Source organism: Microcoleus sp. Pol12B4, from assembly GCF_036701385.1.
Lineage (GTDB): Bacteria > Cyanobacteriota > Cyanobacteriia > Cyanobacteriales > Microcoleaceae > Microcoleus.
Window position 1 is genome coordinate 1 of the sequence record NZ_JAUBQR010000199.1, and the last position, 12,465, is coordinate 12,465.

Consider the following 12,465-nt stretch of genomic DNA (forward strand, 5'->3'; position numbering starts at 1 on the left):
TCATTAAATAATCACATCGGTGCGATTTGGTATTTTATCCATCACTACAATTTATCATTACTTGTTTAGGACTACCTAAAAAAGCAAGGGGCGAGATCAAAAAAAATCCCGCCCCAGCTTCAATTAAAAACTACCTTTGATCCCAAGCCTTAGCGGCATCAGCGACAGCTAGCTCTACCGACTTCTCATCCAACATTGCCGCCTGCAAATTGTCATAAATCGCCTTTTGCAGCTTTTTAACATCCTTGAGAGGCGGAATCAATAGCTCGGCGGAACTCAACCCAGAAGCACTAACAACCCGAGCTTGATCGGCAGCAGGAGCACCAGTCGGAACGGTCTTAAAATAATCGTCCTGCAAAGCCTCAACCGTAGAAGGCAAAACATTAGCAGCCTTAGCAAAAGCCAACTGATTTTGAGAATTAGTCACGTACAGAGCAAACTTGACAGCATCATCAGGGCGCTTGCTGTCGCGGGGTACAACCAAATTCATCACCGCCACAGTCTTCTTGCCTGTTTCCCCCGTAATTTGAGGCGCAGCAGCCGAAACAGCACCAATACTCGGAGCATTCTCAGCAATCGCCTTCAAAAACTGAGGCCCCGAAGCTAAAAAAGTAGTTTCCCCAGCTTGATAAAGCTCGATCGCCCTGCGATGTCCCTGCACCAAAACATCCTGCGGCAAAAGTCCGTTTTTGTACAAATCTACCCAATACTGAAAAACAGCTTTGCCCTTATCAGAATTAAAAGCCGCCTTGCCTTTAGCGTCAATCAAAGGCACACCCATCTGCACGAAAGATTGTAAAACCTCGGCCGAATCTTCCGGCACAAAAGTCACAAAAAAAGCAAACTTACCAGTCTTTTCCTTCACCTGCTTCGCCACCTGTGCCAACTCGGCATAAGTAGCGGGAGGCTTAGAAATTCCCGCCTTCTTCAACAACTCCGTATTGTAAATTGTCACCCCAGTCGTGAGATACCAAGGAATGCCAAAACTCTTGCCGTCGAGCATACTAGCTTTCCAGATATTTGGCAGATAGGTCGATCGAACTTGCTGCGGAATTCGAGAATCCAAATCCAGCCAAGCATTGCGTCCCGCCAAAAGCGAAGCAAAATCGGGATTTAGGTTCACCACATCCGGCGCTGTTTTCGCCGAAACAGCCCCCAAAATCTTGCTTTCCATCGCCGACCAAGGAACGTCCACCCAACGCACCTTCACCCCTGGATTTTCCGCTTCAAAACCGGCGATCGTCTTGTTGAAATACTCAGTAAACTGAGGTTGAAGCTGCATAGTCCAGAACTCGATTTCCTGCGTATTATTTGCCTGGGAATTAACAGCAGGCTTGCCGCAACTCACCACCGCAGACAGCAGCAGCCCCACTAGCCCAAAAACAGCAAACAGTTGCCAAGATTTACGTTTCATAGAATAAAATTTGAGAGTTATGGGAACCGTTAGATAACAAAGCGTGAAACGAAGCTATCCCGTTCCCCGCAGGGGTTCCCGTTCCCCGTAAGGGTTCCCGTAGGGTAGGGTAGGGAATCGCCCGAATCAAGCGCGATCGAGTCAGTAACAGAGTTTTGTACCTGGACCCAGGAGCGAGATAGTCTGTTTTTGTGCAGAATCGGCAGTTTTTCGGTCGATCGAGCTGGAATTTATTGACATTCGCAGCAGAATAGCTATTGTCAAGTAAATTGGATAGCATAAAATCGGAACTAGCGATCGCGCAACACAGACGGAGCGGCGTAGCTACGGCGGGATACCGAGATTACAGCACTATTTCGGCAGTTGGAAACCAACCCTCCAACACCGGACTCGCTGAATCAGGCTGGCCAACAACAAAAGAAAAAAATAGCAATTACCGGCGACCCAATCACATGGTTAACTTTTTCAAAGGTCTACTTTCCCAACGCCAGCCAGGAATCGGGATCGAAATAGCCCCAGACCGCATCAACATCATTCAGCTCGAAAAGAAAGCTCAGGCATTAAAATTAGGCATCCTAGCCTCCATAGAAGTTCCAGAAGACATAGTACAAGAAGGACAAATAGTCGATCCGCCGGGAATGGCAGAACTCATACGCGCCGTCCTAGCCGAAAACAAAATCAAAGCCAAGCGAGTAGCCACAGCCATTCCCGGCCGCGAAGCCGTCATCCGCCTCATCCCAGTTCCTGCAGAGCTCAACGAAGAAGAACTGCGGGATTACATGAACGCAGAAGCAGGACTGTACTTGCCGTTTCCCAGAGAAGACGCCGACGTAGACTATCAAAAAATAGGCCTATTTGTAGATGACGATGGAGTAGAAAAAGTGCAAGTCGTGTTAGTAGCAACCCGCAGAGAAGTTACCGACACATACATCGAAACCTTCAAAGAAGCCGGACTGATTATAGACGTACTAGAAGTAACCAGTTTTGCCCTAATCCGCACCCTCAAAGAACAACTGCAACAATTTTCCTCCCAAGAAGCCGCAGTTCTCACGGCCATAGAATTTGACAGCACCGAGTTAGCTATAGTAGTGGACGGCATACCTCAGTTCAACCGTACGATCCCGATCGGCACCTACCAAATCCAGACCGCCCTCAACCAAGCCATGAACCTGCCGCCAACCAGAGACACCAGCGAACTGCAAGGCATGACCCTGCCAGTGACAGATACAATGGGGGCATCGGGAGACGCCAATCCCGGCACAAATGCGATGATAAAAGTCTTGGGAGAACTAGCAGACGAACTGCGCCGCTCAGTAGACTTTTACCTCAACCAGAGCGAAGAACTCGAAGTAGCGCAACTGCTGCTAGCGGGTCCAGGAGCTGCGATCGGCAAACTAGACGAATTTTTTATGCAAAGATTAAGCTTGCCCGCATCTCAAGTCGATCCCATCGAAACCCTAGGACTCGAAATCAGCCAAGAAATTACCCCAGAACAGCGAGCAGGTTTAGGAGTCGCGCTAGGTTTAGGACTAAGGGAGGTTATGTGACCTAACAGTTTTAGATGAGAGAAAAACCGATTTGAGAATTTTAGGTAAAAATCCCTTCTAAAAGAAGAAGGTAGAAAGTAGAAGGTAAAATATTGGAGGTAGAAGGTAGAAGGTAAAAGGTAGAATATATCTGAAGTAGAAGCAGCCCCTTCTTTCAGTAGAAGGCAAAAAGTTGTTTCTTTCTTCCCTAAATAAATCCTTCACTTGTACCAGCAATCTTGGGTTCTGTCTAAAATCTCAAATTTCAAATTTAAATCTATAGCAACAGCCAAGACTGTTAGGACATTCTTAATTGCTCAAACATAACCTGTAAATCAGTTTTACCTTCTTCCTTGTGTCTTTTACCTTCTACCTTGTGCCTTCTGCCTTCTTCCTTCTGCTATAAAATCGAGAGAAGCCATGTACAGCCTAGATATTAATTTTCTCAACGACCGTCCGGACTACAAACCAGTTGCAACCAAAAGCCCAGCTAAAAAAAGTTCCGGTGGAGCCAAAGACCAACTGCCCATATATGGGGCGGTGCTGTTTGCCTTCGGGGTCAACGCCGCCGTCCTGGGCGCCGGATGGTGGGTGATTAATCAAAATAACAAGTTGGCCACAGAACAAGCAGCCATCGACCAAGAGCTGGCAAAGTTAAACACTCAAGCTAGCACCATCAAAGCCATCAACGCCGAAACTGACCAAGTTACCGCCGAATACAAAGCATTAGCTGGAGTATTCGACCAAATTAAACCTTGGTCGGCGATGCTGCAAGACCTCAGTGCCCGCACTCCGGCGGGAGTGCAAATTGGCAAAATCGAGCAAATAGACCCCAGTCCCTCCCCCGTTGCAGCAGCACCACCTCCCCCCGCCGCAACTCCCGCCGCCTCCCCGGGGGCGAGTCCGTCTCCAGCCAGCCCAGCCCCGGCTGCTGCTCCCGTCCCCGTCGTCCCGCAGCAGGCAGCAAAAGTACAAATTTCAGGGATAGCTAGTACCTTTGCTCAAGTTAACGACTTTATGCTGCTAGTCCAGCGCTCTCCTTTCTTCCTTAACACCGATACCAAACTGATAGCGGCCACCTTAAAAAACAACCCCGTACAATTACAAGTACGTAACCAAAACGCAGCACCACCAGAACTTCCCAAACTGCGACCGGTAGTGGAATATAAAATTGAAACGACGCTCAGCCCGACCGGAGCCTCCGAGTTGCTCCCCGAGCTCCGCAGCAAGCAAGCAGACGGGCTAGCAATACGGATAGAAACACTTCAAGAAAAAGGAGTGCTAGAACCACAAAAACCAGAGGTGAAAAAACAATGACAGCAAATCAGTTTATTCCCAGCAGCGCACAAGCAGAAGAGACAGGGGCTCAGGAAATATTCGGCATTAAGCTGACACCCCAAGTCCAAGCAATCGGCATCGCGGTTCTAGGCCTCCTACTCGCTGGCGGCCTCGGCTACCAGTTCGTACTTCCCGAATTCCAAAAAAGCGGCGAATTCCAGCAAAAACTTAGCGAAAGCAAGCAAACGCAACTGCAATTGCAAACTCAAATTCAAAAAAAGGCAGAAGCAGAAGCAAAGCAAGAAGAAGCAAAACAGCGTCGGGCCAACGTGACGGCAATGTTTGCCAGCGACGCCAGCGCCAACACGCTTTTGCTTGACATGACGCAACTGGTTAATAGAATCAATGCCGGCGTGCAAGGAGATGACCTCAAGGCTAAAATTACCAAGTTTGAGCCGGATATGCCCCCAGCGGCAGCAACCGCTGCGCCGGGAGCTCCAGACCCTGATATTCTCGCCGATACTTCCTTCGGGCCGTCCCTCGCTGGCAAGCTCAGACGCAAAAAATTTAAGGTAGAGTTTGAAGGCACTTTCGCTCAAACCCGCAATTTTATGCGTAACTTGGAGTTGATGCAGTCGCTGTTGGTAGTAAGGAATTTGAAATCTGAATTGCTAGCATCAAATCAGCCCATTGAAGTTGACTTTTTGAAAGGAAAAATAGTTCCTGTGGAGCAGCCGCCAACTAAAATTAAAACTGCTTTTGACTTGCACGCACTGCTGCCGTTAAAGCAAGAAGAAAAACCGCCAACTCCGGCTCCAAGTCCTGGCGCTAAGTAGCTGTAGTGTGGCGGATATTAGTTAGCTATTGTTACCAAATGGCTATTTCACAAGAAAGGAGAAGACAGCCGGTTAAATTTTGAAGATTGAAGGTAGAATTCAAAAAATATGAATGCCAGAAAAATATTTTTTATATGGCAATCAACAATTGGCTCTCAAACCTAATTTCTTCTAATACCAGTTTCCAAAAGTCATGGAAATGTATAGCAATTTTTGCAGAAGTCGTATTTTTTTACCCCAGCCCAATCCTCCCCTTACAAAGGGGATGGAGTAAGAAATCCACAAATGATGCGAGGGTTGCTGTAGGATAGCTTCTAACCCTGATATCATCAGTTATTCCCAATAGAAAAAAGAAAATCGAAAAGGGCATAACTTCTTACTTGAAAAAGGCTCGAAGCGAGAATATTTTAGTCAGTTTAGCAGCTAGCGACAAAAGACTGCGAACAGAAAATAACAAAGTGTAGTGGAGGAGAGAACGTGAAACAGCATCTACGGTTAAGTGGAGGACTCTTATGCAGCCTTGCAGGAGTTGCGATCGCCCAAGCCCCCGTCTGGGCAGCGCCGACTCAAGTCACAGGAGTGCAAGTAAGTCAAGGCAATAATGGCGTAAATATTGTGCTGGCAACAGAAAAGGGCGATCGCCCGCAAGTTTTCGCCATCAATAACGGCAATACTTACCAAGCCACAATTGTTAACACCCAGCTTCGCTTGCCACAAGGCAACAGTTTCCGTCAAGATAACCCCGCTCCAGGAATTTCTTCCGTAGAAATCAGCCAGGTAGAGGCTAACAGCATTCGCGTTGTGGTAGCCGGCACCAACGGAGTTCCCAACGGACAAATTGTGCCGGGACAAGGCCAAAGCATCGTCCTTAGCGTTGCCGGACAGGGTGGTACAGTACAGTCTGCCCAAACAGCACCTCCGCCGCCTCCGGGACTGCCGCTGAGCCAAACAGCTCCCCCGCCGGCTCCCCAAGTCCGCACGTCGCAAAACCCAGGCGTGCTGCTGCCAAATCCCGAAGTTACTGTTACCAGAAACGATCGCCCGCCCCTCCCCAGCGAAATTCAATCCCAGACAAATCAGGCTGCGCCTTTCCAGCCACGGGCCGTTGCGCCGCCCTTGGGAGATATAGCGGTGTCCAACATCGCCCCCGGCGCGGGAAATATTGAACTGAGTTCGGGAGAACGCATCCCCCGCTTGGTGCTGCGAGATGCCCCAGTCCGGGACGTTTTGGCTCTGCTTGCCCGCGCTGCTGGATTGAACATTGCTTTTACAGGCGGCGGGGCCCCTGCTCAACCGGGCCAGCCCACAGCGCCTGGTCAGCCAGGAGCCTCCGGCTCGGATGAAGGGCCGAAGATTTCTTTGGACATCGAAAATGAGTCGGTGCAAGATGTTTTTAATTACGTGCTGCGACTCAGCGGACTGCAAGCTAACCGCCAGGGGCGGACGATTTTTGTAGGGACTAGCTTGCCGATCGACTCGCGCAATATTATCATTCGGACTTTGCGGCTCAATCAAGTTCGCTCTACGGATGCAGCTAACTTTTTGAGCGCTCAAGGCGCGGAAACTCAACTGCCGATTACTCGGGTGACGATTCAAAGCGTGGGCCAGGGAAATGCGGCGCGGGATGTGGAAATTAGGGAACCGGACATTAAGGCGATCGGCGCTAGGGAAGGCACCGGGCCGCTCTTACTGAGGGGACTGTCGGTGCTGGCGGATTCTCGGCTCAATTCCATCACTTTAGTGGGAGATCCGCGCAAAGTTGACATGGCTGTGGCTTTCTTGACACAGCTAGATTTGCGCCGCCGTCAAGTTGCAGTCAACGTCAAGGTGATCGATATCAACTTGTCGGGAAATAACACCAATAACACCAGCTTCTCTTTCGGGATTAATGACAGTTTCTTCGTCAATGACGGCGGGGCGGCGATCGTCAATTTTGGCGGCATCAATCCGCCCAATGGCGACGCCGTAACTAGTGGCATAGCTAATCGGCCGATTATTGAGAACCGAGACATTCCCACTGAATTCAGGACTCCTTTCTACGATGCGAACGGCCGACGTATCGTGCCGTTTACAGGTCAAGGTCTCGAAGGCCCCGCCAAAGGTGTGTTCCTCCAGCCGACAGCCCCAATTACTAATGACCCCGGGCGAGTTGGAATTAGGGATTACATTCCTGGATCGACGACAGGCTCAGGAAGTGCAGACTTCGGCCTGTTCCCGCTGTTCCAATATCCAAGACGTTTTCTGTCTAACCTGCAAGCAAGTATTACCAGCCAGAATGCTAAAATCCTGACTGACCCGACTTTAGTTGTCCAAGAAGGGGAAACTGCGAATGTGGATATCACCGAAGAAGTGGTTACTAACATTCGATCGGAATCGCAGACAACAGAAGGTCAAACTACCAGAACGGTGACGGCAGAAAAAGGCCAGGCCGGTTTGCAGTTGGGAGTGGCGATTGATCGCATCGACGATAACGGTTTTGTCTCTCTGCGAGTCAACCCAATCGTCAGTGCGATCGGCCCGGACAGACCACTGAGCACTGGCGCAGGAGAAAATAACACTATCACCCTGCTGGCTCGGCGCTCTTTGCAGTCGGGGCTAATTCGCCTGCGGGACGGTCAGACTTTGATTTTATCGGGGATTATCCGCGACCAAGACCGGGTTACAGCGAGGAAGATTCCGATTTTAGGAGATTTGCCGATTATCGGTTCGCTGTTCAGGAGCAGTACTAAGATCAACGAGCGGGCGGAAGTGATTGTATTGCTGACGCCGCAGATTTTGGATGATAGCGATAGATCGAACTTTGGCTACCAAAACAACATCAGTCCCGACGCCCGCCAACTGTTGCAGCGCAGCCAGCCCGTCCAGCCCAGACAGTAGGAACCAAGGCAAAATGCCTTGCTGTCAACTTTCCACCCTCTTTCCCCTGAGATCGACAGTCTGACAGGGGTTTCAACCCCTGCCTCAAAGCTAAAGTCCTCTTGCATAGGACTAAGGAGTTCTTTAGTCCTATGCAAGAGGAATATAAATCAATACTCCGGAGAGTTTTTGAGACAGAAGCTGAAACCCGCATTCTAGCGTTAGCGTTTGACCTCGCTGAGAAGGCTGAAATCCTCATTCTACCATTGTTGATTGAAAACTGTCCGGACTATTGATAAATCACTCTTTCAGTCGTCTAAAGACGACTTCAGCTATGAGACAGGGACTTCAGCCCCTGGCGGGTTTAGGGAGAATGAAACAGCCCTGCCCCGCTGGGGAAAGAAAGAGGGGAAAGAAAGAAGAAAGAAGGAAAAAACTTTTCCTTTAGCTCTTGACAAATTACATTTTATTCCTTCTATTTCTTATCTTTTTAGGTTTTCAAATCCACCGAGGCGAGAAATCTTCTCTCCAAGGTGGTATTTTTTTACCTAAATTTTGGGATTAATTAAAAAAAATTAGCAAGTTCCATATAAATTAAAGGTTCCACCGATCCATAACGGTCGGCAAGACTTTAGAATAATGCAGTGAAAATTAGATGCTGTGGGGTTTTCAGCACTTAGAAACAAAAATTCCTTTTCTGACCAATTACCCTAGGGTAATTAGTATTCAGCAGGAGTTGTGATTCGGGGAAGCGGACGGGAGCAATCGGGAACCACCCAAACCTCCCAATCCACACCTCAATCCAGTTGATCACTCACGGCTAATAGTTGAACTAACTCTGTTTAACGTAATTTTGCAAATCCAGAAGGAGTTCGCAATGAACAAAGGTGAATTGGTTGATGCAGTCGCGGAAAAGGCTAGCGTGACGAAAAAACAGGCAGATGCTGTTTTGAGTGCCGCCCTTGAAGCAATCATGGAAGCTGTCTCCGATGGCGACAAGGTGACGCTGGTCGGTTTTGGATCGTTTGAGTCGCGGGAACGCAAAGCCCGCGAGGGTCGCAATCCCAAAACTGGCGACAAGATGGAAATCCCGGCAACCAGAGTTCCTGCATTTTCCGCAGGGAAGTTGTTTAAGGACAGAGTTGCACCGCCGAAAAACGCGGAATAGCTGGCGAACTGAGTCTTGATTAGACCTGTACACGGTGGGAATTTAGCTTGGGCAGCCGCACTGGCAGGCTGCCCTGCCTCTGCTATTCTCGATTTTTCTGCCAGTATCAGTCCTTTGGGTCCTCCTGAGTCGGCCCTGGATGCGATTCAAGCACACTTGAGCAGTCTGACGGCTTACCCAGACCCGGATTATGGAGAACTCAGGACTGCTTTGGGTGAGGCTTTGAATGTTGACCCGGATTGGATTTTACCGGGGAATGGTTCGGCGGAATTGTTGACTTGGGCGGCTTGGGATTTGTCGAAGCTTCCGGCGACTTATTTGGTGACTCCGGCTTTTGGCGATTACTGGCGGGCTCTTTCGGCTTTCGGGGCGAAGGTGCTCAAATGTTCTTTGGATCTCCAATTGTTGGATGCGGAGCCTGTTCGCCGATTAGTAACGGATGATTTGTCGGTTTCTAACCGTTCCCTTGTCTCCCCTTCTTTCCGTCTCCCGGTTCCTCTTGCTCTCGATGCCGATAGAGGTTTGCTTCTGAACAACCCGCACAATCCTACGGGTTTACTGTTTGGGAGAGAGGCGATTTTGCCTTATGTGAAGCAGTTAGGTATGGTGGTGGTGGATGAGGCCTTTATGGACTTTCTACCGCCTTCTGAGCAGGAAACTTTGATCGATGCTGTTGAGGAGTTTCCGAATTTGGTGATTTTACGATCGCTCACTAAATTCTATTCTCTGCCGGGACTGCGGTTGGGGTGTGCGATCGCCCATCCCGATATTCTGCGCCGCTGGCAGCAGCAGCGCGATCCTTGGCCTGTGAATGCTTTGGCTGCTGCTGCTGCTGCTGCTGTGGTTCGAGATGCTGCTTTTGAGCGTCAAACCTGGGATTGGCTGCCTGTTGCTCGCCGAGAGCTATTTGAGGGTTTGGCTAATTTACCCGGTTTGCAGCCTCTTGCAGGGGCGGCTAATTTCTTGTTGGTTGAGTCGTCGATGTCGGTTTGTTCTATTCAAAAAAGTCTGTTGGAACGACACCGGATTTTGATTCGGGATTGTTTGAGTTTTCCTGAGTTGGGCGATCGGTTTTTTCGGGTGGCTGTGCGCTCCAAGACGGACAATATGCGGCTGATTACTGGACTTGCCGAAGTTATTTATTCGTTAGCTGACAGCTGACGGTTGTCAGTTGACGGTTGTCAGTTGACTATTAACAACCAATAAAAGTTGACAAACCGATTTTATTGGTCATTTGAGCCGACATCCGAAAGAAACCCAGTTTCTATGATAAATCTTGGGTTTTGCAGCGAAGTATCTAGGAAGAAACCGGGTCTCTGACCCAGCGCGCGGATCGTCCTAAACTACTAACTAATGACTAATGACTACTGATTTCTTTATTTATGCTTGACTATGATTTAGTGATTATTGGTGGAACTCCGGCCGGACGTTATGCTGCTTTGACTGCAACTAATTTCCCGGCCCGCGTTGCTTTGGTGGAACCGCTCAGTGATTCGCAAGATTTGCCGACTGGGGGGAAAGAGTCGATCGACCTTGGTTTGAGATACACCCAAACTTTGAGGGAGGCTGCTCGTTTTGCCCAGCAGATCAGCCGCCAGCAGTTGGGGGTTCGCTGGGAAGTCGCTAATTCCTCTATGCCGATCAAATTGGGGTTTGACGGGGTTCTAAAGTGGGCCGAGGGTGTTGTTTCTAATTTGTCAGAAATTGACGATCTCGGCGTTTTGGCTGCTCGGGGGGTCGATGTTATTTTTGGCAGCGGCGAGTTTGTGGCGAAACCGGATTTGGCTTTTGTTGTCGGCGGGCGAACATTGCGATCGCTCTGTTATTTGCTAGCTTGTCCAACTCTGTCGGCGATTCCCAATATTGAAGGACTTTCGTCTGCTGGCTTTTTTACTTCGGAGACTGTCGGGGAATTAGCAAAACTTCCACAGTTGCCTAAAAGCTTGGCTGTAATCGGTGCCGATCCCAGCGGTGTAGAAGTGGCTCAAACTTTTGCTCGGCTAGGGGTTGCTGTCACTTTGGTGGTGAAAAGTTCGCACATTTTGGCTAAAGAAGACCGGGAGGCTGCTGGTTTGGTGCAAGCTGGAATGGAAGCTGAAGGAGTGCGGATTCTGACTGCAACTGAGGTGACTCAAGCTAGGGTGATTGAGGGTAAAAAGTGGATTCAAGCAGGGCCAAGGGCGATCGAAGCTGAGGAGATTTTTCTGGCCGCCGGTAGAGGACACAATTTTTCATCGTTAAATCTCGAAGCGGCTAAGGTTAAATTCAGCGATCGGGGGGTAATTTTAAATGAAAAGCTGCAAACAACAAATCACCGCATTTACGCAATCGGCGATGTGGCTGGGGGTTATCCGTTCCCTCACATCGCTAATTACGAAGCTGCAGTTGCTGTGAAAAATGCTTTGTTTTTGCCAATGTTTCAAATAGATTATCGCGGGATTCCTTGGGCAATCTTTTCCGATCCCCAGTTGGCGAGGGTTGGCTTGACTGAAGCGCAAGCAAGGCGCCGTTTTGGAGACGATCTCATTGTTTGTCGCGAATATTTCAAGAGTGTTGAAAGAGCTCAAATGTCCGGAGATACAACTGGTTTTTGTAAGATTGTCGGGCGTCGCAACGGGGAGATGTTGGGAGCAAGTATTGTGGGACCGCAAGCTGCTGAGTTGATTCACGCGATCGCTTTGGCTGTGCGTCACGGGATGAAGGTGGAGGCGATCGCCCAACTTCCTTATATTTGGTCGAGTTTTTCGGCAATTAACGGTCAAACTGCTGTTGTTTGGGAGTCGCAGCGCTTGGGCAGCAATACTTTTATCCAGAATTTGTGGGAGAATTTGTTTCACTGGCGCAGGTATTGGAAGTAAAACAATCAAAGGGGTAATTGGTAATTGGTAATTGTAAGTATGTGAGTGGCCAAATATAATTGACTTAGGCTAGTTCCATAGTCTGCTGCTGAATTTTGGCATTTAATGCCTGATTCACTTATTAGAGTGGGGCAGCTTTTTTGGCATTTGTATCAATAATTAGGCTGGCGATCCCATGAATCCCAATTTATCCCTAATCTGACACACAAACTCAATTTCCTCTGCTTCCCGCTTTAAATTCCGCTCCGCCCGAATTGTACTAATGACATTAAATTATTACCTAAACTAGACATTAAGATTTAATAGGCGATCGTATTCAAGTATCGGTTTCAAAAATACTCTTAAGTACCTGATTGGCCTCTTAAATTCCTCTTCTATTAACTGCTGTCGTTCAATCAGCATTAGCCTCCTTCATTTTCTACTGAGTCTTAACTCAAGTATCAACAGCTCTTACATACAGCGTTTTCCGCTGTTATGAGGTACAATAGCAACAGTTAGCAAACCAATTTCTTAAATGCTGAGGATTTAT

The 12,465-nt window shown here is 48.7% G+C and carries 9 protein-coding genes; 7 read left to right on the forward strand and 2 right to left on the reverse strand.

Annotated elements, in window-relative coordinates:
• Window positions 1–130 precede the first annotated feature (130 nt).
• Together QUA38_RS22610 and QUA38_RS22615 are read right to left on the reverse strand one after the other, a co-directional pair.
• Window positions 131–1,414 (reverse strand): sugar ABC transporter substrate-binding protein, encoded by a 1,284-nt coding sequence (locus tag QUA38_RS22610; protein WP_333165776.1) that lies wholly within the window; start codon window positions 1,412–1,414, stop codon window positions 131–133.
• A complete protein-coding gene (locus QUA38_RS22615; protein WP_333165778.1) occupies window positions 1,404–1,694 on the reverse strand; it encodes a hypothetical protein in 291 nt (96 codons plus the stop codon). Before QUA38_RS22615 ends, QUA38_RS22610 begins: the two co-directional genes overlap by 11 nt.
• A gap of 172 nt (window positions 1,695–1,866) precedes the next feature.
• On the opposite strand from QUA38_RS22615, the gene pilM reads away from it, so the two are divergent.
• The 7 genes from pilM (at window position 1,867) to QUA38_RS22650 (ending at window position 11,936) form a co-directional block, all read left to right on the forward strand.
• Complete coding sequence (pilM, locus tag QUA38_RS22620; protein ID WP_333165792.1) at window positions 1,867–2,961, forward strand: type IV pilus assembly protein PilM; 1,095 nt, start codon at window positions 1,867–1,869, stop codon at window positions 2,959–2,961.
• A 399-nt stretch (window positions 2,962–3,360) separates the two neighbouring features.
• Window positions 3,361–4,257, forward strand: coding sequence for a PilN domain-containing protein (locus QUA38_RS22625; RefSeq protein ID WP_333165780.1), 897 nt, complete (start codon window positions 3,361–3,363; stop codon window positions 4,255–4,257).
• Window positions 4,254–5,054 carry a pilus assembly protein PilO gene (locus QUA38_RS22630; RefSeq protein WP_333165783.1) on the forward strand — a complete coding sequence of 267 codons (801 nt, stop codon included), beginning with the start codon at window positions 4,254–4,256 and terminating at the stop codon, window positions 5,052–5,054. Before QUA38_RS22625 ends, QUA38_RS22630 begins: the two co-directional genes overlap by 4 nt.
• 477 nt (window positions 5,055–5,531) lie before the next feature.
• The gene (locus QUA38_RS22635; protein WP_333165785.1) at window positions 5,532–7,931 is read left to right on the forward strand and encodes an AMIN domain-containing protein; all 2,400 of its coding nucleotides are present in this window, start codon (window positions 5,532–5,534) and stop codon (window positions 7,929–7,931) included.
• Window positions 7,932–8,769: 838 nt separating this feature from the next.
• A complete protein-coding gene (locus QUA38_RS22640; RefSeq protein ID WP_278187376.1) occupies window positions 8,770–9,078 on the forward strand; it encodes an HU family DNA-binding protein in 309 nt (102 codons plus the stop codon).
• Window positions 9,079–9,093: 15 nt separating this feature from the next.
• Window positions 9,094–10,239, forward strand: coding sequence for a threonine-phosphate decarboxylase CobD (gene cobD / locus QUA38_RS22645; protein ID WP_333165788.1), 1,146 nt, complete (start codon window positions 9,094–9,096; stop codon window positions 10,237–10,239).
• A gap of 221 nt (window positions 10,240–10,460) precedes the next feature.
• Window positions 10,461–11,936, forward strand: a complete 1,476-nt coding sequence (locus tag QUA38_RS22650; RefSeq protein WP_333165790.1) for an NAD(P)/FAD-dependent oxidoreductase — start codon at window positions 10,461–10,463, stop codon at window positions 11,934–11,936.
• Window positions 11,937–12,465 lie beyond the last annotated feature (529 nt).